The organism is Streptomyces sp. NPDC002520, assembly GCF_053595235.1.
On sequence record NZ_JBSFXG010000003.1, the window covers coordinates 26,987 to 50,382 of the forward strand.

Here is a 23,396-nt window from a genome sequence, read left to right on the forward strand (position 1 = left end):
AAAGGGGCCCGGAGATTCTCCGGGCCCCTTTCACATGTCGCTGGTACGTCAGTCGTTCTGCTGCCGCTTCGGCCGCCACACCACCAGCGCGCTGGTCTGCTGGACCTCCTGGTACGGGACCAGGTCACGGCGGTAGGACGCGTGCACCGCGGCCTCGCGTTGCTGCATCGCCGCCGCCGCGCCGTCCAGGGCCGACTGCAGTTCCGCGACGCGGGACTGCAGGGCGGCGACCTGGTTCTCCAGTTCGATGATCCGCTTGATGCCGGCCAGGTTGATGCCCTCGTCCTGCGACAACTGCTGCACCTGGCGGAGCAGTTCGATGTCACGGGCCGAGTAGCGGCGGCCCCGGCCCGCGGTGCGGTCCGGGGAGACCAGGCCGAGGCGGTCGTACTGGCGGAGGGTCTGCGGGTGGAGGCCGGAGAGCTGGGCCGCCACCGAGATGACGTAGACCGGGGTCTCCTCGTTCAGTTCGTACGGGTTGCGCCGACGGCCTGGTGTGTCCATGGGGCTCTCAATCTCCCTTCGCGGCCTCGAACAGCTCCGCCCGCGGGTCCTCACCCGCGGTCGTCTCGCGGTACGCCTCCAGGGCGTCGCGAGCCTTCTCCGGCAGGTCCTTGGGGACGGTCACCTCGACGGTGATCAGCAGATCGCCGCGGGTTCCGTCCTTGCGGACCGCGCCCTTGCCCCGGGCGCGCATCGTGCGGCCGTTGGGGGTGCCGGGCGGGAGCTTCAGGGTGACGGCGGGGCCGCCGAGAGTCGGGACCCTCACCTCGCCGCCGAGGGCGGCCTCGGCGAACGTCACCGGGACGGTGACGGTGAGGTTGTCGCCCTTGCGTCCGAACAGCGGGTGCTCGCCGACGTGCACGGTGACGTACAGGTCACCCGCCGGTCCGCCCCGCTCGCCGGGCGCGCCCTTGCCGCGCAGCCGGATCCGCTGCCCGTCGGTGACGCCCGCCGGGATGCGGACCTGCATGGTGCGCGAGGACTTGGCGCGGCCGCTGCCGTTGCACTCCAGGCAGGGGTGCTCGGCGATCAGGCCGCGGCCCTTGCAGTCGGGGCACGGGTCGGTCAGCGAGAAGCCACCGCCCGAGCCCCGGGCGACCTGCCCGGTGCCGACGCAGGTCGGGCACACGCGCGGCGTGCCGTTCTTGTCGCCGGTGCCGGAGCAGGCCTTGCAGGGCGCTTGCGAGGTCATCCGCAGCGGGACGGTCGCACCCTCGATCGCCTCGGTGAAGCTGAGGGTGACCTCCGTGTCGACGTCCTGGCCGCGGCGCGGCTGGGTACGGGTCGGGCCCGTGCCGCCCCGGTTGAACAGTCCCCCGAAGACGTCACCGATCCCGCCGCCGAAGCCGCCGCCCGTCTGGGCACCGCCTCCGCCGGCGCCTCCGAAGAGGTCGCCCAGGTCGAAGTTGAAGGAGCCGCCTGCGCCCGGACCGGGCCGGAAGCCGCCGTTGCCGAACAGGGCGCGGGCCTCGTCGTACTCCTTGCGCTTCTTCGGGTCGCCGAGGATGTCGTTCGCCTCGGAGATCTCCTTGAAGCGCTCCTCGGCCTTGGCGTTGCCCTTGTTGGCGTCCGGATGGAACTCGCGGGCGAGCTTCCGGTACGCCTTCTTGATCTCGGCCTCGGTGGCGTCCTTGGGGACGCCGAGAACCTTGTAGTAGTCCTTCTCGATGAAGTCCTTGGTACTCATCCCCGACGTCCCTCCTTCCCCTCAGTAGTGTTCACGTCAGCCCTCGTCCGGGCCACCGTTCTCCTTGTCGTCGGCCGCCGTGTTGTCCTCGGCGTCCTCGGCCTTGACGGTCTGCGCGCCCGGCTGCGGCTCGGCGACGGCCACCCGCGCGGGGCGGATGGTGCGCTCGCCGATGCGATACCCGGGCTGCAGGATCGCCACGCAGGTCGTCTCGGTGACGTCCGGCGCGTAGGAGTGCATCAGGGCCTCGTGGATCGTCGGGTCGAAGGGCTCGCCCTCCTTGCCGAACTGCTGAAGGCCCATCTTCGCCGCGACGGTCTCCGTCGACTCGGCGACGGACTTGAAGCCGCCGACCAGTTCGCCGTGCTCCCGCGCGCGGCCGATGTCGTCGAGCACGGGCAGGAGCTCGGTCAGGAGGTTCGCGACGGCGATCTCCTTGACCGCGATCCGGTCACGCTCGACACGGCGGCGGTAGTTCTGGTACTCGGCCTGGAGGCGCTGGAGGTCCGTCGTGCGCTCGTTCAGCGCCGTGCGGACCTGGTCCAGCTGGGCCACCAGACCGGCGTCTGTGCTTGCGTCCCCGGCCGGGGCCGCCCCCTCCTCGGGGGCGGCCTTCGGCTCGGCGTCGTCGGGGGTCGCGCCGGAGGGGACGTCGGGCTTCTCCTCGAAGCCCGGGGTCTCCTCCGTCACGCGGCACCGTCCTTGCGCTCGTCGTCGACGATCTCGGCGTCGACGACATCGTCGTCCTTCGCGTCACCGGCACCGGCGGTGGCGCCGGCGGCCTGCGCGCCCTGGGCGTCGGCGTACATGGCCTGGCCCAGCTTCTGGGAGACGGCCGCGACCTTCTCCGTGGCGGTGCGGATCTCGGCGGTGTTGTCGCCCTCGGCGGACTCGCCCTTGAGCTTCTCCTTCAGCTCGGCGATCGACGCCTCGACCTCGGTCTTGATCTCGCCCGGGACCTTGTCCTCGTTGTCCTTGAGGAACTTCTCGGTCTGGTAGACGAGCTGCTCGCCCTGGTTGCGGGTCTCGGCGGCCTCGCGGCGGGCGTGGTCCTCCTCCGCGTACTTCTCGGCCTCCTGGCGCATCCGGTCGACCTCGTCCTTCGGCAGCGAGGAGCCGCCGGTGACGGTCATCTTCTGCTCCTTGCCCGTGCCCAGGTCCTTGGCGGTCACGTGCATGATGCCGTTGGCGTCGATGTCGAAGGCGACCTCGATCTGCGGCACGCCACGCGGGGCCGGCGGCAGACCGGTCAGCTCGAACATCCCGAGCTTCTTGTTGTACGCCGCGATCTCGCGCTCGCCCTGGTAGACCTGGATCTGCACGGACGGCTGGTTGTCCTCGGCCGTCGTGAAGATCTCGGAGCGCTTCGTCGGGATCGTGGTGTTGCGCTCGATCAGCTTGGTCATGATGCCGCCCTTGGTCTCGATGCCGAGGGACAGCGGGGTCACGTCGAGGAGCAGGACGTCCTTGACCTCACCCTTGAGGACACCGGCCTGGAGGGCGGCGCCGATGGCGACGACCTCGTCCGGGTTCACACCCTTGTTGGCCTCGTTGCCACCGGTCAGCTCCTTGACGAGCTCGGCGACGGCGGGCATACGGGTGGAGCCACCGACGAGAACGACGTGGTCGATCTCGCCGAGCTGGATGCCGGCGTCCTTGATGACGTTGTGGAACGGCGTCTTGCAGCGCTCCAGCAGGTCCGCGGTCAGCTGCTGGAACTGGGCGCGGGTGAGCTTCTCGTCGAGGTGCAGGGGGCCCTCGGCGGAGGCGGTGATGTAGGGCAGGTTGATCGAGGTCTCGGTGGAGGAGGACAGCTCGATCTTGGCCTTCTCGGCGGCCTCGCGGAGGCGCTGGAGGGCCATCTTGTCCTTGGACAGGTCCACGCCGTGGCCGGACTGGAACTGCTTGACCAGGTAGTCGACGACGCGCTGGTCCCAGTCGTCACCACCGAGGTGGTTGTCACCGTTGGTGGCCTTCACCTCGACGACGCCGTCGCCGATCTCCAGGAGGGACACGTCGAAGGTGCCGCCACCGAGGTCGAAGACGAGGATCGTCTGGTCGTCCTTGTCGAGGCCGTAGGCCAGCGCGGCGGCCGTCGGCTCGTTGACGATGCGCAGGACGTTCAGGCCCGCGATCTCGCCGGCCTCCTTGGTGGCCTGACGCTCGGAGTCGTTGAAGTACGCCGGTACGGTGATGACCGCGTCGGTCACCTTCTCGCCCAGGTAGGCCTCGGCGTCGCGCTTCAGCTTCTGCAGGATGAACGCGGACATCTGCTGCGGGTTGAAGACCTTGCCGTCGAGCTCGATCTTCCAGTCGGTGCCCATGTGGCGCTTCACCGAGCGGATGGTCCGGTCCACGTTCGTGACCGCCTGGCGCTTCGCGACCTCGCCGACGAGCACTTCGCCGTTCTTGGCGAAGGCGACGACGGACGGCGTGGTCCTGGCGCCCTCGGCGTTGGTGATGACGGTGGGCTCGCCGCCTTCCAGAACGCTGACGACGGAGTTAGTCGTGCCCAGGTCGATGCCGACCGCACGTGCCATGGTTGATTCCTCCAGCTGACTTGAGTGGAACAGGCTCAAGTGTGCACCACTCGGGCCGCCGGGTCAATAGACATGAGTCAGAGAGGCTCAACTCTTATCCGTTCCTTACACGCAACTGCCCGCTGACCTGCGCAGATACTGTCCGACGGGGCTGCTGGACACGGATGCGAAGGAGTACGACGACGGCGACAGCAGCCACACCCGCCACCCAGAGCACGGCACTTTCCGTCATCCAGCCCGTATGCACGAGCACGCCCACGAGCACCGCGGCGAACGATCCGGCCCCCAGCACCACGACGGCGCCCTGCGCGGTGAGACCGAGCCGCCGCAGCCGGTGCGCGAGATGGTCGGGCCCGCGCCGCAGCAACGGCCGGCGGGCCGCCCGCCGGGCCAGGACCACGAGCAGGAAGTCGGCGCCCGCGACCGCTCCGAGGCAGAACAGCACGCCCGCACTGGGCGCGAGCGCGTACCCCGCGCGCGTGAAGACGGCGGCCGAGGACAGCAGGAACCCGGTGAACAGCGCGCCGCCGGCGCCGAGTCCGACCCGCGCCGGACTCCAGTTGTGCATCAGGAAGCCGGTGAGGGCGGCCGCGAACACGCTGAGCAGCACGGCCAGCCCGTCCATCACCTCGGCGGCGGCGCAGGCCCCCGCACCGAAGGCGGTCACCACCCCCACGGTCCCGACAAGCCCGTCGGCGTGGTCCAGCCCCTTGAAGGCGAGGGCGGAGAACACGATCCACCCCACCGCCAGCACCCCGCCCCCGACACCCGTCTCGTCGTACGGCACCACGCAGGCCGCCGCCAGCGCCGTACCGGCGACGAGGACCCGCGCCCGCAGCCGCCACACGTCGGCGACCAGCCCGAGCAGGGCGACCGCGGCGGCGGCGAGGAGCAGCCGGCCGACCCCGTCCCCGAGCGGGGCGACCCGCGTCCACTCACCCGTCCAGGCGACCAGGCACGTGACGGATACGACGGCGATTCCGCCGGGCACCGGCAGGGGCCGCTGCCTGCGCCGGTCGACGATGCCCGCCTTGAGCGCGGGCACCCGCAACAGCGCCGTGAGGACGGCGGCGAGCAGAAGGGCGGCGGAGGCCGCGATGATCCCGTAGAGCACCCGACCAAGTTAGGCGCGAATGTAGCAATTCGGTATGAATAACACGATCTGATCGCATGGTTCGCCCACCCGGTTCAGGCGACCCTCAGCGACCCAGATCACCCCGCACCTGGCTACAGTGCGAGTAAAGATGAGGGTAGTCTCAGACGGACTGCATAAGTTACCGCTTAGTAATTTCCCTCGCAGGCCCGAGGAGCCCCGAAATGCAACTCGCCGCGATCATCGTGTCGCTGGTTCTGATCGTGGTCGGCGTGGCCCTGTTCCTCCGCGCCCTCCTGCAGATCTTCAACTTCATGCGGCTTGGCCAGAGCGTGCCCGCGGGCACCCGGACCGACGAGCCCTATCAGCGCACCGTCACCCTGGTACGGGAGTTCCTCGGGCACACCCGGATGAACCGCTGGGGCATCGTCGGTGTCGCGCACTGGTTCGTGGCGATCGGCTTCTACACGCTGCTCCTGACGATCGTGAACGCCTTCGGCCAGCTGTTCAAGGCCGACTGGATCCTGCCGGTCATCGGCCACTGGGCGCCGTACAACGTCTACGTCGAGTTCATCGGCACCATGACGGTGATCGGGATCCTGGCGCTGATCGTCATCCGGCAGCTCTCCCGGCCGGACCGGCCGGGCCGCAAGTCCCGGTTCGCGGGCTCCAACACCGGCCAGGCGTACTTCGTCGAGACGATCATCCTCGTCGTCGGCGTCTGCATCTTCATGCTGCACGCGCTCGAGGGCGCCCAGAACCACGTCGACGGCTACGAGGCCTCGTTCTTCATCTCGTACCCGGTCGTGGCGTGGCTGAAGGGCATGGACGTCTCCACCCTCCAGAACCTCACCTACTTCTTCGCCGGCCTGAAGATCGCGGCCTCCTTCATCTGGATGATCGTCGTCTCGCTGAAGACCGACATGGGTGTGGCCTGGCACCGCTTCCTGGGCTTCCCGAACATCTGGTTCAAGCGCGACGCCAGGGGTGGGACCGCCCTGGGCGCCCTGCTCCCGATGACGTCCGGCGGCAAGCCGATCGACTTCACCGACCCCGGCGAGGACGACGTCTTCGGCGTCTCCCAGGTCGAGCAGTTCTCCTGGAAGGGCCTGCTGGACTTCTCCACCTGCACCGAGTGCGGCCGCTGCCAGTCGCAGTGCCCGGCCTGGAACACCGGCAAGCCGCTCTCCCCGAAGCTGCTGATCATGTCGCTGCGCGACCACGCGCACGCCAAGGCCCCCTACCTGCTGGCCGGCGGCGGCAAGACCATGGAGGGCGAGGAGAAGGCCTCCGAGGAGCAGCTGAAGGACGTCCCGGCTGCCGCCCTGGCCGAGGCCGAGCGCCCGCTGATCGGCACCGCCGAGGAGAACGGCGTCATCGACCCGGACGTGCTGTGGTCCTGCACCACCTGCGGCGCCTGCGTCGAGCAGTGCCCGGTCGACATCGAGCACGTCGACCACATCGTGGACATGCGCCGCTACCAGGTCATGATCGAGTCCGCGTTCCCGTCCGAGGCGGGCACGATGCTCAAGAACCTGGAGAAGAAGGGCAACCCCTGGGGCCTGGCCAAGAAGCAGCGCCTGGAGTGGACCAAGGAGGTCGACTTCGACATCCCGGTCGTCGGCAAGGACATCGAGGACCTCACCGAGGTCGAGTACCTGTACTGGGTCGGCTGCGCCGGCGCCCTCGAGGACCGCGCCAAGAAGACCACCAAGGCCTTCGCCGAGCTGCTGCACATCGCGGGCGTCAAGTTCGCGATCATGGGTGGCGACGAGAAGTGCACCGGTGACTCCGCCCGCCGCCTGGGCAACGAGCCCCTCTTCCAGGAGCTCGGCATGGAGAACGTCGCCGCGCTGAACATGGCCTTCGGCGAGGAGATGGACGACGAGGGCAACGTCACCCCCGAGTCGAAGAAGCCGAAGTCCGCGAAGAAGATCGTCGCGACCTGCCCGCACTGCCTCAACACCATCGGCAACGAGTACCCGCAGCTCGGCGGCGACTACGAGGTCATCCACCACACCCAGCTGCTCCAGCACCTGGTCGACGAGGGCAAGCTCGTCCCCGTCACCCCGGTCGAGGGCATCATCACCTACCACGACCCCTGCTACCTGGGCCGCCACAACAAGATCTACACGCCCCCGCGCGAGATCATCGGCAAGGTCCCGGGCCTCAGGAACGAGGAGATGCACCGCCACAAGGAGCGCGGCTTCTGCTGCGGCGCCGGCGGTGCCCGGATGTGGATGGAGGAGCGCATCGGCAAGCGCATCAACAACGAGCGCGTCGACGAGGCACTCTCCCTCAACCCGGACATCGTCTCCACCGCCTGCCCGTTCTGCCTCGTGATGCTCACGGACTCCGTGAACGGCAAGAAGAACGAGGGCAAGGCCAAGGAGTCCATCCAGGTCGTGGACGTGGCCCAGCTGCTGCTCGACTCCGTCAGGACGCCGGTCGACCCGGCGGGCGCCCCGGAGAGCGCCGCCGAGCCCGAGCCGGAGCCCGCGAAGTAGCCGACGACGGCCCAACGAACGTACGGCGCCCCCTGACCCGCACAGGCAGGGGGCGCCGTCGTGTCCGGACGTAGATGACGGCCGTCCGCGAAGTCCGCCCGGACGGGCGGCTCGCGTCGGCGGGCTTCGGCTTCGCGCCGCTCTCTCCGGCGCCGCCGCTTACGCATGAATTCCGGCCACCGCAACCTCACCGCTTTCGCCCCGGTGAGCGGTGCACCGCGGCCGTTGCGCGATCAAGACCGGATCCCCAAAGCCTGCGTCCGCACACAAGGGCTGTGCGCCGGAGCGAAAGATCGCCCGCGCACGGAACGTGAGGATGGGTGCCACCGACGCCTGGCCCGTACAAGGGACATGCGGCATGTCGTTCACCCGGGCGAGGCCGTGCCGTTCCCGTGGCTGTGGGCGGTCGCATGCGGTAATCGGAATCCGAGGAGGACGTGATGGGACAACTCGACGGCAAGACGGCCGTGGTGACCGGTGGCTCGACGGGGATCGGTCTCGCCGCCGCCCGTCGTTTCGCCGAGGAGGGGGCGCACGTCTACCTCACCGGCCGACGGCAGGAGGTGCTCGACGCCGCGGTCGCCTCCATCGGGCGGGGCGCGACCGGTGTCCGCGGTGACGTGGCCAGCCCGGCCGACCTGGACCGCCTGTACGAGCGGATCGCCGCGGACGGCCGCCGAGTGGACGTGCTGTACGCGAACGCCGGAGTGGGGGAGGTGGCCCCACTCGCGCAGATCACGGAGGAACACCTCGACCTTGTCCTCGGCGTGAACGTGAAAGGCACCGTTTTCACCGTGCAGAAGGCGCTGCCGCTGTTGAACGACCACGCCTCGGTCATCCTCTCGGCCTCGATCTGGACCGTCGAGGGACCCGAGGGCTTCGGCGTGTACACGGCCACGAAGGCAGCGGCACGGTCCTTCGCCCGCACCTGGGCCAATGAGCTCAAGGACCGGGGCATCAGGGTCAACGCCATCAGCCCCGGGACGATCGACACGCCCGGACTCGACGGAGCCATCGGCGGCGCCCACACCGAGCAGGGCGGACAGGTGAAGGAGTTCCTGGTCTCCCGGATCCCGCTCGGCCGGATCGGCACCCCGGAGGACATCGCGGACGCGGCCCTCTTCCTCGCTTCCGACCAGAGCCGCTTCGTCACCGGTACCGAACTCTTCGTGGACGGCGGCACCGTGCAGGTCTGACGGCCACGCCCTCTCAGTCCCGGTCCACCGAAAACGGCAGAACGCTTTTCCTGGCGTCGCGAGGCGTCATGCCGAACTCCTGCCGGAATGCGGTACTGAACGACGCGTGACTGCCAAAGCCACAGGAGTAAGTGATCTGTGCGATGGAATGCCCGGCCCAGTTCCCACTGGTCAGCCTGGTCCGGGCGAGATGCAGTCGTTCCCGGCGGATGAGATCCCGCGATGTCGTGCCGGCGGCCTTCAACACCTCCTGGATGTAGCGGGTCGACCAGCCGAGAGCCCGCGCGATGCCCGCGACGTTGAGGTCGGGGTCGCACGCGTGGCGGCGGATGTGGCGTCGGATCTCCGCCTCGACCGTTGCCCGCTGCTCAGCCGGCGCCGAGTCCGTGGCCCCTTCCGCGGCCAGGCAGACGAGGTCGAGCAGATGCTCACAGGCGATGTCGAAGGTCGTCTCCGAGAGCTGCTCGCGCTCTTCCTGAAGCGTGGTCACCATCTGTCGTATCACCCGGCCCAGACCGCTGACACCGCTGAAAACCTGCGGCTTGCGGGCTGTGGCCGGGCTGCGGCGGTCGACTTCCTGCCCGGGAACGATCAACGCGATGGACACGAAGTCGTCCTTGTGCGCGAACGCCATCGGACGGTCCGTGTCGCACAGCGCCAGGAAACCGGGCGTGATTTCTCCCGAAGACGGCCCCTGTTCCACCAGGGCCGCTCCGGCGACCGGCACCAGCAGCTCGTAGGCACCCCGGGGGTCGGAGCGAATGTGCCGGGTCTCCCGGCTCAGATCTTCGTGGATGCCGCCGCACAGCGCGATGCCGTACGTCTTCGACCGCTGCCACTCCAGGCGTCCCGTCCACGGCGCGGCATCCGCCACCGCCATGCGGCTCGCACCGTGGAGACCGACGAAAGCGTCGCGCCAAGCGCTCATCGAGGACACCGACTCGGCCGAATTCCAGTGATACATCCAGCTATCACCTCGTTGTCCCTCTGGCGCAGGTCCGGTCACGGCCCATCGCCGGGTCGGCAGGCTGGGCGAGGCCGTACGGGCGATGCCCATTGTGCGTCATCCGTGACGGACCGAGGGCGAGGAAGCCCGGGTCGGCGGCGCCTGCCGTCGCGCGGGACCCGCATGAGCACGGGCGCCCGCGTCGACGGAGGACTTGCAGCCGACGGAGGAGTTGCAGCCGACGGAGGAGTTGCAGTCGACGGAGGAGTTGTAGGAGTTGTAGGAGTTGTAGCGGTTCGAGACCCACGTACCGTCCGGGTTCGTCCTCGCGCCCGGCCTGTCGGTGGTCGTCTGATCACCTTGCCGTGATGCCGCGCCGGTGCGGGGCGGCCGAGGTGGCCCGGACGGTTCGCGAGATCCGGCTCTACGCGGTCTTGGGCTCGGCCTGCTGGACGACCTCGAACGACCAGAGGGTCGAACCCGTGGCAGCTGGCTTCGGCTTCTCGCCGCCCTCCCCGCCACCGCCCTGGTGCGCTGCCTTCATGGGGCCCGCGAGCCACGCCTGGAAGGACTCCTCGTCGCGCCACCGGGTGTAGACGAGATAGCTGTCGGTGCCTTCGACGGGGCGGAGAAGCTCGAACCACTCGAAACCGTCGGAGCTCTCCACCGCGTGCGCGCGGGAGGCGAACCGCTTCTCCAGGACCTCCCGCTGCTCAGCTGGGACGGTCAGTACGTTGATCTTGACTACGCTCATGCACTCATCCTGCCCCGCCCCGCCGCCTCCCGCTCGGGCGCCCCGGCGGTCACGAGGATTTGCCGAAATCACGCACAACCCTTACACCCCAACGCGTGTCTCTAGATCGCCGAACGCTCCGTGAACTGCGGGACAACTCCCGACCTACACGGGCGATCCGCACCCCGTCGACTGCGGATGCCCGCCAGGCATCCCCCGCATGCACCAGGAGAAACCCGCATGCACAAGCCTCTGCGACTCGCCCTCGCGACCGCCACCGCCGCGGCGCTGACGGGCGGGCTGCTCACTTTCTCGGCCGTGACCGCCACCGCCGCGGACTCCACCAAGGTCCCGCAAGCCGACTTCAACCACGACGGTGTCGGTGACGTGGCCTTCTCCGCCGACGGCGCCTACGTGAACGGCAAGCAGGGCGCCGGACAGCTCGTCGTCCTCTACGGCACCCCGACCGGCGTCTCGTCGGCCAAGCGCGCCACGATCAGCCAGAACACGGCCGGCACCCCCGGCACCGCCGAGACCGGCGATCACTTCGGCGCGGAGACCGCGTACGCCGACTTCAACGGCGACGGCTACGACGACATCGCCGTCGGCTCCCCCGGCGAGGACGTCGGCACCGACAAGGACGGCGGCAGCCTCGCGATCCTGTGGGGCTCGGCCTCCGGCATCACCGGCAAGGGCGTCACGGTCGCCGACCCGGCCCCCACCGCGCACGACTACTGGGGCAAGAACCTCGCCGCCGGAGACTTCGACGGCGACGGCAAGGCCGACCTGGCCGTGGGCAGCTCCGCCGCCACCATCTACGTCCTCAAGGGCGGCATCAACACCTCCGGCGTCCCCGGCGGCAAGTACACGGTCAAGCCCCCGATCATGAGCACCGACGCCAACGGCCCGCTCAACCTGACGGCCGGCGACATCGACAACAGCGGCCAGACCGACCTGGTCGTCGACGGCTACGAGACGGACACCCAGTACGGCTGGAACCGCAACTACTACATCCCCGGCGGAGCGAACGGCCTGCACATGTCCGAGGCCATGACGCTCAAGCCCGGTGTGATCACCGCGATCGGCGACATCGACAACGACCACTACGGCGACATCGTCAGCGGGGCCTACTGGAACCCCGTCACCTCCGACGGCACCACCCTCCCCGACTCGGGCAAGGGCGGAAAGGTCTGGGTGACGTACGGCTCCGACGGCGGCCCGCTCACCCGGAGCGCCACCGGCATCACCCAGGACACCGGCAACGTCCCGGGCACCGCCGAGGGCAACGACTACTTCGGCTACGAGCTCGACCTGGGCGACGTCAACGGCGACGGCTTCCTCGACCTCGCGATCGGTGTCGCCGGCGAGAACATCGGCAGTGCCGCGAACACCGGTGCGGTCACGGTCCTCTACGGCACCGCGGACGGCCTGAACACCGCCTCCGGCGCCCAGTTCTTCGCCCAGTCCACGGCGGGCGTGCCCGGCAGCGACGAGAAGGACGACTACTTCGGCCAGGACGTCAAGCTGGACGACGTCACCGGTGACGGCAAGGCCGACCTGATCGTCGGCTCCCGGGAGAACGCCGACAACGGCGCGGTGACCTACCTTCCCTCCAACGGGACGAAGATCGTCACGACCGGCTCCCGCACGGTCTCCCCGAGCACCTCGGGCGTCTCCACCACGGGTTCCCCGTACTTCGGCGCCAACTTCGCGGACTGAGCCGGTCAGGCCGAGTCGGCCGATCAGTCCGAGTTGACCGATCAGTCCGAGTTGACCGATCAGGCCGATCGAGCTGTGACAACCCCTAGGGCGCACTGTTCAGTCCCCTAGGGGATGTCACAGCTCGGCCGCAATGCCGGGCCCGGATGGCCGGGCCCGGCACACGGCTCTCCGGGACCAGGTACGTTCGAAGACGTGGCTGGATTCAGGAACGGTGGCGGGGGCCGGAACAACCGCACGCCCCAGGGACAACGCGCTCCACAGGGACAACGCGCTCCGCAGGGACCGTCGTACGGCTATCCCTCGGCGCGGCAACCGTCGTACCCGGGGCAGGGACAGCCGTACGGCCATCCGGCCGACGGCGGGCCCGAGTACTTCGGTGACGACGGCTACCCGCACCAGGGCCCCGGCGGCCACGACCCGTACGCGGCGAACCAGCCGGGTCACACCCAGGCGTTCTCGGTCGACGAGGCCGCCGGCTACACGCACGGCGCGACCTACCACGCAGGCTCGGCCGCCCCGCCCGGTCCGATCGGCCCGCCCCTGCACTGGAAGGAACTGCTGAGGGGGATCATCTTCTCCCCCGACCAGACCTTTCTGCGCATGCGTGACTACACGATGTGGGCGCCCGCCCTGATCGTCACGTTCCTCTACGGCCTGCTCGCCGTCTTCGGCTTCGACGGCGCCCGCCAGGACGCGATCAACGCGACGCTCTCCAACGCGGTCCCGATCGTCCTGATCACCGCCGTCGCCATGGTCCTGAGCGCGTTCGTCCTGGGCGTGGTCACCCACACCCTGGCCCGCCAGCTCGGCGGCGACGGCGCCTGGCAGCCCACGGTGGGCCTGTCCATGCTGATCACCTCGCTCACGGACGCCCCCCGCCTGGTCTTCGCGATGTTCTTCGGCGGCGACGCCGGCTTCGTCCAGATCCTCGGCTGGGTCACCTGGGTCGGCGCGGGCGCGCTGCTCACCCTGATGGTGTCCCGCTCCCACGACCTGCCCTGGCCGAAGGCGCTGGGCGCGTCCGCGATCCAGCTGATCGCCCTGCTGTCGATCGTGAAGCTGGGCACGTTCTAACCGGACACGGTCCAGCCGGGCACGGACTGGCTGAGCACGTTCAAACAAAGAGGGCCCCTGGGAGTCGTGGACTCCTGGGGGCCCTTTCGCACGGCCTGCCCGGCGCCGGTTTGGCACCGGTTTGACGCGGCCGTCCGGCGCCGTTTACCTGGATGTGTGGCACGCACCGCGGCCATGAGGTCGGCACAGCCTCCGGGAGCGCGCATGCCTGCCCTAGACCCAGGACAACGTCTTCGTGCTCGACATCGGAGACGGCGAGAACCGCTTCCACCCCGACTGGCTCGCGTCGGTCGACTCCGCCCTGGACGAGGTGGAGAAGGCGGAGGGGCCCCGTGCCCTCGTGACCACCGCGACGGGGAAGTTCTTCTCCAACGGCCTGGACCTGGACTGGCTGGGCGCCCACCCCGACCAGCACGAGAGCTACCGCGCCACGGTCCATGACCTCTTCGCCCGGGTGCTGTCCCTGCCGTTGATCACGGTGGCGGCCCTGCAGGGGCACACCTTCGCCGCCGGCGCGATGCTCTCCCTCGCGCACGACTTCCGCGTCATGCGCGGCGACCGCGGGTTCTGGTGTCTGCCCGAGGCCGACATCAACATCCCGTTCACGCCCGGCATGGCCGCCCTGATCCAGGCCCGGCTGGCGCCGCAGACCGCGCACGAGGCCATGGTCACCGGCCGCCGCTACGGCGGCTGGGACGCGGCGAGCGCCGGCATCGTCGACCGGGCGGTGGACGAGGACGCCGTACGATCCACGGCCGTGGAGATCGCCGAGGCACAGCTCGGCAAGGCCGGCGACACCCTCGGCACCATCAAGGCGCGCATGTACGGCCCGGTCCTGGCCACCCTGCGCAAAACAGCCGCCCCGACCACCCCGACCGACTGACGACACAGTCGCGCAGAGCGGTCAGGCAGAGCGGTCAGAGCGCTTCCTTGTTCTCCTTGGGCGCCTCACCCGACTTGTGTACCGGCGGCAGAACGCTCCACGGGAAGTTGATCCAGTCGTCGGTCCGCTTCCACACGTACTCGCACTTCACGAGGGACTGGGACTTCTCGTAGATCACGGCGGAGCGCACCTCGGCGACGTGGTCGAGGCAGAAGTCGTGGACGAGCTTCAGCGTCTTCCCGGTGTCGGCGACGTCGTCGGTGATGAGCACCTTCTTGTCGGAGAAGTCGATGGCGTTGGGAACCGGCGCGAGCATGACGGGCATCTCGAGGGTCGTGCCCACACCGGTGTAGAACTCGACGTTCACCAGGTGGATGTTCTTGCAGTCGAGGGCGTAGGCGAGCCCGCCGGCGACGAACACGCCGCCGCGCGCGATGCTCAGCACGATGTCGGGCTCGTACCCGTCGTCCGCGATGGTCTGCGCCAGCTCGCGCACGGCGACGCCGAAGCGCTCGTAGGTCAGGTTCTCCCGCACGTCACTCATGATCTGGTCGCCCTCACACCTGGGTCCGATGGAAGTTCTGGAAGGACCGCGAGGCGGTCGGCCCGCGCTGCCCCTGGTAGCGGGACCCGTAGCGCTCACTGCCGTAGGGGAACTCGGCGGGGGAGCTGAGCCGGAACATGCACAGCTGGCCGATCTTCATGCCCGGCCAGAGCTTGATCGGCAGGGTGGCGAGGTTGGACAGCTCCAGGGTCACGTGGCCGCTGAACCCGGGGTCGATGAACCCGGCGGTGGAGTGCGTGACGAGTCCGAGCCGCCCGAGCGAGCTCTTGCCCTCGAGACGGGAGGCGAGATCGTCGGGGAGCGAGATGACCTCGTACGTGCTCGCCAGCACGAACTCCCCGGGGTGCAGGATGAACGGTTCATCGCCCTCGGGCTCGACCAGCCGGGTCAGATCGGCCTGCTCGACCGAGGGGTCGATGTGCGGGTAGCGGTGGTTCTCGAACACCCGGAAGTAGCGGTCCAGCCGCACGTCGATGCTCGACGGCTGCACCATGGTTTCGTCATAGGGATCGATCCGTACCCGCCCGGCGTCGATCTCGGCCCGGATGTCCTTGTCTGAGAGAAGCACGTAGCGAGGATACGCAAGGCGCGCGGAGCGACGACAATCGCGACGACTCCGCGCGCCTTTTCGATCTTCAGCCGGCTTCTCGATCTCCAGCCGGCTTCTCGATCTCCAACCGGTTTCTCGATCTCCAACCGGTTTCTCGATCTCCAACCGGTTTCTCGATCAGCGGCCGGCTACTCGATCTTCAACCCGCTGCCGGCCTTCGGCCCGCTCCTCATCTCTCGCCCGCTACCGCTTCTCCAGGGCGACGGGCACCACACTGCGGAGCCGGGCACACCGTGGACACCTCACGAGCCGGCCGGGGCCGAGGCGCTCGGCCTGCTGCATCGGGAACGACGCGGTGCTGAAGACGTGCCCGTCCGCACAGCGGACGACGGTGCGTTCCATCAAGTCCCTTAAGTCCCTTCCCCAAGAGCCGCGTCGGGCTCACTGCCCTGACGACAAAAGCCACATTACGGGATCAAAGAGACGACTCTCCAGGCGGCACTCCGACCTCGCCCGGCCCCTCTCCCACGCCCCCACGGTACGCCCCAACTCGCGTCCCCCGCACAGGGATCCCCTCAACTCCCACGACCCTCGCGCCGCCATCCGGGCACCCGGGGTCCACGATGAGGTACAGTGAGCGAGCGTTCGGACATCGGCCCCTCGGAGTCATCGGTCCGTGTGTATTACGCGGGTGTAGTTTAATGGTAGAACATCAGCTTCCCAAGCTGAGAGCGCGAGTTCGATTCTCGTCACCCGCTCCACGGAAAAGGCTCAGGTCACTGACCTGGGCCTTTTTGCTGGCCGGAGCCGGGACGGCAGCAGAGCCGGCACGGAAGGTCGTCGCCGAGTTCGCCGCATCCGTGGCTTGCGGGGGTCGGCCGACCGGGCTCAGCCGCGTGGGCGGTCGGCGCGGGTCAGCTCTGTCGTTTGAGTTCGCGGACCGCCGCGGGCAGTGCGAGGCACAAGGCGAAGGAGGTCGCGAATCCGCCTCCACCTGCCAGAACGACATCAGCGGGGCCACCGCCTGACTGGAGTACCAACAGACTCACGAAGAGGCCGACCACCATGGAGCAGGCAACGTACAGAGCCAACCACAGTTGCCACGTACGTGCGGAACGGGCTGTTGATTCGGGCATGAACGTAGATCCTTCCGAAAGTCAGGGGCGACAGGGAGAAGAGACGCGTAGGGAGATCGGCGGTAGCAGGCCGTCACAGTGGCTCAACCGAGCCGTGCAGCAGGTGTTCGGCGAGTTCGGCCCGCAGTCGGCCAAGTGCCGAGACGTACGAGGCGTACGCGTCGGCGCGTCGGCCGAGCTCACCGAGAAGATCCATGCTCAGCCGCTGCTGCCCGATCGGCGGGAAGCGCACGGGAAGGTGGCCTAGAGCCGCGGAGCTCAGCGACGGGGCTGCCGTGGCCGCTGCGCGGTGGGACATCCACTCGCGCGCGTACCGGAGGCCCAGGTAGGCGTGGAGGTACAGGGGGTCGATCTCGGCGTCCCGGAGTACGCGCAGACGCGTCACGTTCGAGCTGAGCAGCCATCCGGCCTGCGTGCCGGAGACCAGCGCGGGTTGTTGCTGCGCGCCTGTGCGTACGCAGACGATGTCGTCCGGTAGCAGTTCGAACTTCTTGAAGCGCTCGGCCGTCTGCCACGGCACGCGGTCCCGGGTTTCGTCTGCGATCCTCCCGTCAACGAGATCCTGCGGGAAGACGAGTGGAACACCGGCATCCGCCGTGCGTGCCGCCGCTGGTAGGCGGGTGTACGACGGCCCGGGTTGAATGTCGCACAGGTCCTTGAGCAGTGCCTCGTTCCAGCCGCCGGGTCCCGAACCCGTGCGGTAGCCGTTCCCCGTTTCCCTCGCCCGCCGCTCCAGCGCACATAGCCTGTCCGTGTGCTCCGCCACCGCGTCGCCGGCTTCGAGCAATGCGGCCGTTGCGGGAGCAGCGCCGTAGGTCCCGCTCCCCAGATAGTCGGCAGGGCGGAGTGAACATCCTTCGTCGGCGACGACCTCACGGGCCACGACGACAGCGGAGAAGCCTCGCTCGGCAGCACGTACCGCGTACTCGCTGTCCGGGCACTGTTCCCCGTCCAGCCAGGGGCGGACCACTGCCGTGATCGCGTCGCGATCCTTGTCTCGCAGCACGCGCCGGCGTCGGACCTTCGTTCCCAACTCCTGGGCGTCGACGAACAGGATGCCTTCCCTCGACGGATGCTCCGCTCGCCGCAGAACCCACAGGGACACCGGCACGGGCGTCGCGGAGAACAGATGGGACGGCACCGTGATGACGCACTCCACGGCGCACCTGCGGACAAGGGCGCGGCGGATCTCGCGCTCGGCGGCGTTCACCGAGTTGCCCGCCTTGACCGGCATGACCACCACTGCCCGCCCATCGGGTACCAGCGCGCCGAGGACGTACTGCACCCAGGCGAAATTGTCATTGCCCTGTGGCGGTGATCCGTACGACCAGTTTCCCGTCCGGCGCCCGGGGCCGGGTGCGTCGCTCATGTTGAACGGAGGGTTCGTCAGCACCACGTCAACACCGTGTTCACGGTTCGGTGGCCATCGGTCGGACCGGGTGCTGGTCAGCTTGGGCCGTACGCCGAGGTGGAGAAGGTACAGACTCGCGACCGCTTGCAGCCGGCCGTCGAGGGTCTCGCCGTACAAGGTCTCACGCGCGCCTCCGATGTGGTGGTGCGCAGCCGCCAGCATCTCTCCCCCTCTCGTGTAGGGGTCGAGCACCGTGGTCTTCTGTCCCGGGGTCAGTACGAGTGCCGCGGACAACGAGGCCAGACCCACCGGGCTGCAGAACTCCGAGCTCTGTAGCCCTTCCCTGGCGCTGAAGGACTCCCAGACGAGCTGGAACGCGCCGACGCCCGTGCCCGCCGCCGTCCGTACTGCCGTGGTGAGGTCGTCCCAGCTCCGCGGTTCCAGTTGCAGCAGGCTGCCGCGCATGTCGGTGCGGTCGCCGTTCCGGCGCAGCGTGTCCTGCGCCATGTCACCGAGGCAACGGAGCAGCGACTGCACGTCTCGGGCCCCTTGGCCTGCCGACATGACGTCCTCGACCCGGCGCCACCGCTCCGGTTCCGCATGTCGTGCGTACATCACGATCAGACAGAGATTCACGAAGTCCGCCATCGTCGCCGGACCTCGGACCCGGTCCGCGAGCGGGCCCATCAGCTGGTCGACTGCCTTCTTGTCCTCGGTCCCGATGCGTTGAGTGCTGCTCCCTACGGCTCTCGGCACCGCGGACGGCCGGTCGCCTCCGGTCCGGCGGAATCGGTCGGCGAAGGTGGTTCCCGCCTGTTCCCCCTCGAGCAACTGCGACTGAGGAATGGTGCGGTCCTTCAGCCATCGCATGATCTCGGCCTCGTGGAAGAGCTCCGTATCGCCGGAGCGCACGGGGGTGGGGAAGTCCTTGTGCCGCCGGGCCCAGTTCGACACGGCCGGACGCTTCACGCCTGCACGCTCTGCTATCTGGTTTCGGGTGACAAGGCCGGTTTGTTCATTGCGCGCCAACTGCACGTTGACTCCTGGTTGTTGGGCTGACCGAGGCTTCGATGTGAGGACCCTACGAGGGCTGGGGCGTACGATCCAAACGCGCATTCACAGTGCTCAATGAGTCCACCTGGGCGGAGTGGTGGGCAGTCTGCACCGCAACGGCCACGGACTAGACGAAAAAAGCATGTGAAAGCAGGTCGGACAACGTTCCCGTGACCCTTCGCTCAACCCGGAACCAACGATTACAGGGGTTAACAAAAATCTCGGTCGGTCTTCTCGCGCATACCTGGGAGCTTGGAAAGCCAGGCGACGCCGAGGGACCAGGTGGGCTTCTGGACCCCGGCGGGTGTGGACACGCGGCGGGGCAGGGGCGCGAAGCACACGTCCCTCCCCGGTTGTGCCGGGAGAAGGACGTGCGTCTGCGTGCGGGGCTCAGTCCTGGAGCTTCATGCCCTTGGGCGAGGTGAGGCCTTTGTCGGGGTGGGCACGGAATGTCGCCGTCCAGACGGTGGGCGGGCAGGACGCGCCGTTGGGGTGCTGTTCGGTCAGCTTGGCCTGGGTACTGTCCTCGACGACCTTGTCGCTGTTTTTCACGGAGGTCACGGTGAGCTGTACAGGCACGGTGGACGCGCCGATGTCGTCGGGGAGCCGGACTACCAGCCTGGCGAACGGGTCGTCAGGGCTGCCTGATGTCCGCTCCTCGCAGGTGCCGTCCACGCACAACCGGATCTTCGCCGCGTTCCGTCCGGCCGAAGTCGGCGGGCCGCCACACGGCAGCGACCTGCGAGTCCGCGTCGGCCTCGGTGCACGTCGTGTCCTGGCCGAGGAACAAGCATCCGGTCAGGGCAAGCGCCAGCAGGGGCGTGGGAAGGGTGCGGCGCATGTCAGTACCTCGCTACGGTGCCGGGGAAGGGGCCGCCTGCCAGTCCGGTACCGGTGAAGACCCGTCAGCACGCGGCGGGAGGCCGCCGATGCGGTGGCCACCACCGCCACCGCCTCCGCCGTCGGGGACGCCGACGGCGGTTCGGGCCTTGCACCGTTTCCGACCGAAGATGCTGCGACCTGCACGCCGATCGGAACGGAAGAGTTCGACGTGCTGGTTCAGGAAAGGAGAGCCCTCAGCCTTCTTTTCCCGTCGGGACCCACCCAAGCGGTGCACTGCACGGGACCGCTCCAAAGCCTTCGGGGAGGCTACGCCGCCGCGCTGCCCTGATCACCACTTGCCGGCATCCGCAGTGTGTGATCACCGAAGTCGGCAACCAGGTCCAACCTCCCGCCGAGCGCCTCGACGTAACGTGCGATGACATCGAGAGTGGCGACCTCGCCATGCTCGATCTGGGATACGCGAGCGATACTCACGCCCATGCGGGCAGCCACGTCCCTCTGGGCCAACCCGCATTGCTTGCGCGCCTCGGCGAGTTGATGACCGCGGGCTTCCGCCAGCAGACGACGCGAACCAGCTTCCACCTCAGCGGGATCCACACCGGCCGAGTACAGCTCCTGCTCCAGGGTCTCCCAGTCCTGTGGGGCCTTCTTGGGCATGCTTACTCCTCAGTCCTCAGTGTCACCGGTGTAGTCGCGGTAGAGCTGTTCAGCAAGAGGGATGTTGTCGCGGTACCAGCGCTCCCAGTTACCCGTCTTGTCGCCGCCGAGGAGTAGCAACGCGGAACGAGTCGGATCAAAGGCGAAGATGATCCGGATCTCGGACCGGCCACCCGATCCTGGCCTCAGCTCCTTGAGGTGATGCAGGTCCGACCCCTTCAGCCGATCCACAAGAGGACGGCCCAGAGTGGGACCAGCGTCACGCAGGGCGGCAACGGCCTGGGCAATCTGGGAGGCAGAACCGAGATCCTCCTTGATCAGCCGCCGGAACCATTCCGCGTACTCATCGGTGACCTTGATCGCCCAGCTCAAGACGACTCCCCTCGACACCAGCAAGTTTAAGGATTTCCTTAAATGGCGGCAAGCTGACTGTTCCGGCACTGCCCCCGCCGGCAGGAATCCCTCATGGGCCACCACCCCTGGTGGGAGGTGCCGAATCTCTCACCTCACGCAGAAGCTCACGCCACGCGCGAATAACGGCACCCACGTCCAGCAGGAGTGCTCGCACCTGGCGGTGCAGCACGCGCATCACGAACAGTCCCAGGGCGGAGCTCCATCCCACGGTGATCCACCCCATCAGGCTGCCTCCTCACCTCGGACAGCAAGATCCTCACCATGAGGGCTGAGGTCTTTGCCGGGAGAGGTAAATCTCGCAATCTTGAGTGGCGGTATCGCGCCACACCCACCGCCCTGGGTACAAGGCTGCCCGCCATGAAGATCAGAGTCAGCATCACCACTGAGGCTTTTTGTGATCTTGAGAGCTAAGGCAGGGGACCGGCATCCATGTGCAGTAGCGACGCCCCCCTCAGCCGCCTACGCGTCGACGAGCCCCGAGCACGGAGAAGGCGACATAGGCACGGCACTCGCTCACCTCACGGCGTCGTGCCCATAGCGTGCCCTTCAGAGCGGACAACCACGGTCAACAGGGGAGCCACCAAGCACTCACGCGTGCGGTGACACAACGAATCTATGCAGGTCAGCGACCACGTGGCCGCCCAAGCGCCGTCGCTTCCCAAGCTGAGAGCGCGAGTTCGATTCTCGTCACCCGCTCCAACAGGAACCCCCAGGCCAGAGGCCTGGGAGTTCCTTGTTGTCCAGACCGGTGGGCGGGTCGGGCACCACAACCGCACCATTAGCTTTCGGCGGCCTCCTCGTTGTGCCGCACGAGCCTGACGGAGAAGAGCAGACCCAAGGACTCGAACTCCAGAAGGAGGACCCCTCGAAGGAACGGCCGATACCGTATCGAACTCCGCTGGCCCGCCCCGCCTGTCGGACGCGGCATCGCGGTTCGGCGTGGGAGACGAGAGCCGTGGTCCACCGGCCCGGTGCCTCATCAACGTGACGTGCGCGGCCTGCCCTGACACGTCAGGGACGCGATCTTTCCGGCGCACCGGGCGTGGTTCACTTCTCCGTGCCCGGGGCCTGGTCGGTTCCCACCCGCCTGCTGTGGGACCGGGAGTGCCGCCGACGCCGGTCTCGTACCGGCCAGAGCAGGACATACGCGGTGGAGGCGATGACGAAGCCCAGGCGGATCAGGCCGCGGGCCGCGTCATCGGGAACGACGAAGACCGTGCCGTACAAGGTGATCAGGCCGATCCAGCTCCACCAGGGCACCAGGTGCCGCTGTCCGATCACGTCCCACAGCAGTGTGCCCAGCAGGACGGAGGCGGTGTAGTACGTGTAGACGCTGGGGTCCAGGGCGATCCGGGCGTTGGCGCCGAGCAGGACGACGGCGGGCCAGCGGCCTCGCCAGACCGCGACACAACCCAGCGCCAGGCCCACCGTGGCCTGCGCGGGCCGGTCCCAAGGAGGGGTTCGCGGATCGTCGACGCCGAGCCAGTGCAGCGCGGACGCAGGCTGGTTGGGGATGGTGAACTCGGCTGCACCAAACGACTGCGGGGCATGGAGGAGGAACGGCAGCCAGGCGAGCGCGACCAGAGCCGCGCACCACAGACCCGCGCGCAGCCACTGCCCCCTCGGCAGTGCGAGCAGCAGCGGCAGAAAGGCCAGCGTGGTCGGTTTGGAGTCCATGGCCAGGGCCAGGAAGACGCCCGTCGCAGTGGGGCTGCCGCGAGTGAGAGCGCATACGGCAAGGGCTGTGAAGAAGAGTGCCAGTACGTCGTCGAGGTGACCGAAACGGACGGAGACCTCGATCCACATCGGGATGAAGGCCAGGCCCGCGATCAGGACCCGCTGCCGCAGTCGCTGGTGATTGGTGCCCGTGCCCAGGAGATGCAAGGCGGCGCTGCGTCCGGCCACCACCAGGATCAGCAGACCGAGCAGGGACATCACAGCGGCGGCCAGGAACTGCCCGACGGGCTCGGGAAAAGGGTTGAACAGGCCCGCCGCCAGGAAGCTGACGGGGCCCATCTGGAGTTCGGGGTGGTGGGCGTACAGATTCAGACCGCCATCTGCCCTGCCCGAGCCCGCGTAGAGCAGCTCCCCACCAGTACGCAGGTAGTGCCAGGAGAACCCCCCGTGGGGCTGGACCACGGCGAACCAGAGGATCGTCCAGGCGGTGAGCAGCACCAGGTGTACCCGCTGGCTGATGGCCGACACGCTTTCTCACTTTCGGTTCTCGTCGCCTCGCTCGGTATCCACACGTCATGCGCCCTTCCTAGAGATGGCCGGAAGGCAGGGCAGGTTCTCGGTGTGAGGTAAGAAGCGGCAGGCTGGTCCGCTGAGCCGGACAGACCGCCGGTCGCAAGGATGCGGTCGCAAGCAGCGGCAGCGAGGTGGAACCGGCAGTTTGTGATCTTCCGAACCAGGGCGGCGACCGGCATCAGTGTGCAGCCGC

At 68.3% G+C, this 23,396-nt stretch carries 20 protein-coding genes, 1 tRNA gene and 1 pseudogene; 6 read left to right on the forward strand and 16 right to left on the reverse strand.

The genetic code is table 11. The features are described from left to right. Positions 1–48: 48 nt before the first annotated feature. From ACWD5D_RS06125 to ACWD5D_RS06145, 5 genes are all read right to left on the reverse strand, one after another. On the reverse strand, positions 49–504 hold the full coding sequence (locus ACWD5D_RS06125; protein ID WP_451371612.1) for a heat shock protein transcriptional repressor HspR: 456 nt from the start codon (positions 502–504) through the stop codon (positions 49–51). Between the two features lie 7 nt (positions 505–511). After that, positions 512–1,690 (reverse strand): molecular chaperone DnaJ, encoded by a 1,179-nt coding sequence (dnaJ, locus tag ACWD5D_RS06130; protein WP_451371613.1) that lies wholly within the window; start codon positions 1,688–1,690, stop codon positions 512–514. A gap of 36 nt (positions 1,691–1,726) precedes the next feature. After that, a complete protein-coding gene (gene grpE, locus ACWD5D_RS06135) occupies positions 1,727–2,380 on the reverse strand; it encodes a nucleotide exchange factor GrpE (RefSeq protein WP_451371614.1) in 654 nt (217 codons plus the stop codon). Beyond that, a complete protein-coding gene (gene dnaK / locus ACWD5D_RS06140; RefSeq protein ID WP_451371615.1) occupies positions 2,377–4,230 on the reverse strand; it encodes a molecular chaperone DnaK in 1,854 nt (617 codons plus the stop codon). The genes grpE and dnaK overlap by 4 nt, the downstream gene beginning before the upstream one ends. 94 nt (positions 4,231–4,324) lie before the next feature. Then, positions 4,325–5,344, reverse strand: a complete 1,020-nt coding sequence (locus ACWD5D_RS06145; RefSeq protein WP_451371616.1) for an undecaprenyl/decaprenyl-phosphate alpha-N-acetylglucosaminyl 1-phosphate transferase — start codon at positions 5,342–5,344, stop codon at positions 4,325–4,327. Between the two features lie 203 nt (positions 5,345–5,547). Between ACWD5D_RS06145 and ACWD5D_RS06150 the strand changes: the two genes are divergently transcribed. Together ACWD5D_RS06150 and ACWD5D_RS06155 are read left to right on the forward strand one after the other, a co-directional pair. Beyond that, positions 5,548–7,830, forward strand: a complete 2,283-nt coding sequence (locus ACWD5D_RS06150; RefSeq protein WP_451371617.1) for a (Fe-S)-binding protein — start codon at positions 5,548–5,550, stop codon at positions 7,828–7,830. 440 nt (positions 7,831–8,270) lie between these two features. Further along, entirely contained in the window at positions 8,271–9,026 is a 756-nt protein-coding gene (locus tag ACWD5D_RS06155; protein WP_451371618.1) for an SDR family NAD(P)-dependent oxidoreductase, read from the forward strand. A gap of 13 nt (positions 9,027–9,039) precedes the next feature. On the opposite strand, the gene ACWD5D_RS06160 is transcribed toward ACWD5D_RS06155, so the two are convergent. Both ACWD5D_RS06160 and ACWD5D_RS06165 read right to left on the reverse strand, forming a co-directional pair. Further along, positions 9,040–10,083, reverse strand: coding sequence for an AraC family transcriptional regulator (locus ACWD5D_RS06160; protein WP_451371619.1), 1,044 nt, complete (start codon positions 10,081–10,083; stop codon positions 9,040–9,042). Between the two features lie 313 nt (positions 10,084–10,396). Beyond that, a complete protein-coding gene (locus tag ACWD5D_RS06165) occupies positions 10,397–10,726 on the reverse strand; it encodes an antibiotic biosynthesis monooxygenase family protein (RefSeq protein WP_451371620.1) in 330 nt (109 codons plus the stop codon). Positions 10,727–10,945: 219 nt separating this feature from the next. On the opposite strand from ACWD5D_RS06165, the gene ACWD5D_RS06170 reads away from it, so the two are divergent. From ACWD5D_RS06170 to ACWD5D_RS06180, 3 genes and pseudogenes are all read left to right on the forward strand, one after another. Further along, positions 10,946–12,424 (forward strand): VCBS repeat-containing protein, encoded by a 1,479-nt coding sequence (locus ACWD5D_RS06170; protein ID WP_451371621.1) that lies wholly within the window; start codon positions 10,946–10,948, stop codon positions 12,422–12,424. Between the two features lie 114 nt (positions 12,425–12,538). Continuing rightward, positions 12,539–13,501, forward strand: coding sequence for a YIP1 family protein (locus tag ACWD5D_RS06175; protein ID WP_451371622.1), 963 nt, complete (start codon positions 12,539–12,541; stop codon positions 13,499–13,501). A gap of 204 nt (positions 13,502–13,705) precedes the next feature. Next, a pseudogene (locus ACWD5D_RS06180) lies at positions 13,706–14,384 on the forward strand (enoyl-CoA hydratase-related protein). A 34-nt stretch (positions 14,385–14,418) separates the two neighbouring features. Here the strand turns inward: ACWD5D_RS06180 and ACWD5D_RS06185 are convergent. The 3 genes from ACWD5D_RS06185 to ACWD5D_RS06195 form a co-directional block, all read right to left on the reverse strand. Further along, positions 14,419–14,928, reverse strand: a complete 510-nt coding sequence (locus tag ACWD5D_RS06185) for a phosphoribosyltransferase (protein ID WP_451371623.1) — start codon at positions 14,926–14,928, stop codon at positions 14,419–14,421. 13 nt (positions 14,929–14,941) lie between these two features. Further along, positions 14,942–15,517: a dCTP deaminase gene (dcd, locus tag ACWD5D_RS06190; protein ID WP_067004673.1), complete on the reverse strand. Its 576-nt coding sequence runs from the start codon at positions 15,515–15,517 to the stop codon at positions 14,942–14,944. 225 nt (positions 15,518–15,742) lie between these two features. Next, on the reverse strand, positions 15,743–15,901 hold the full coding sequence (locus ACWD5D_RS06195) for a hypothetical protein (protein ID WP_451371624.1): 159 nt from the start codon (positions 15,899–15,901) through the stop codon (positions 15,743–15,745). Between the two features lie 285 nt (positions 15,902–16,186). Between ACWD5D_RS06195 and ACWD5D_RS06200 the strand changes: the two genes are divergently transcribed. Continuing rightward, positions 16,187–16,260, forward strand: a tRNA-Gly gene (locus ACWD5D_RS06200). A gap of 448 nt (positions 16,261–16,708) precedes the next feature. Here the strand turns inward: ACWD5D_RS06200 and ACWD5D_RS06205 are convergent. From ACWD5D_RS06205 to ACWD5D_RS06230, 6 genes are all read right to left on the reverse strand, one after another. Beyond that, positions 16,709–18,955 carry an N-6 DNA methylase gene (locus ACWD5D_RS06205; protein ID WP_451371625.1) on the reverse strand — a complete coding sequence of 749 codons (2,247 nt, stop codon included), beginning with the start codon at positions 18,953–18,955 and terminating at the stop codon, positions 16,709–16,711. A 474-nt stretch (positions 18,956–19,429) separates the two neighbouring features. Then, positions 19,430–19,591 carry a hypothetical protein gene (locus ACWD5D_RS06210; protein ID WP_451371626.1) on the reverse strand — a complete coding sequence of 54 codons (162 nt, stop codon included), beginning with the start codon at positions 19,589–19,591 and terminating at the stop codon, positions 19,430–19,432. A gap of 82 nt (positions 19,592–19,673) precedes the next feature. After that, positions 19,674–19,880 carry a hypothetical protein gene (locus tag ACWD5D_RS06215; protein WP_451371627.1) on the reverse strand — a complete coding sequence of 69 codons (207 nt, stop codon included), beginning with the start codon at positions 19,878–19,880 and terminating at the stop codon, positions 19,674–19,676. Between the two features lie 308 nt (positions 19,881–20,188). Beyond that, positions 20,189–20,539: a helix-turn-helix domain-containing protein gene (locus tag ACWD5D_RS06220; protein WP_451371628.1), complete on the reverse strand. Its 351-nt coding sequence runs from the start codon at positions 20,537–20,539 to the stop codon at positions 20,189–20,191. 9 nt (positions 20,540–20,548) lie between these two features. Beyond that, positions 20,549–20,911, reverse strand: coding sequence for a type II toxin-antitoxin system RelE/ParE family toxin (locus ACWD5D_RS06225; protein ID WP_451371629.1), 363 nt, complete (start codon positions 20,909–20,911; stop codon positions 20,549–20,551). 1,089 nt (positions 20,912–22,000) lie between these two features. After that, positions 22,001–23,158 carry a hypothetical protein gene (locus tag ACWD5D_RS06230; RefSeq protein WP_451371630.1) on the reverse strand — a complete coding sequence of 386 codons (1,158 nt, stop codon included), beginning with the start codon at positions 23,156–23,158 and terminating at the stop codon, positions 22,001–22,003. Positions 23,159–23,396: the final 238 nt, after the last annotated feature.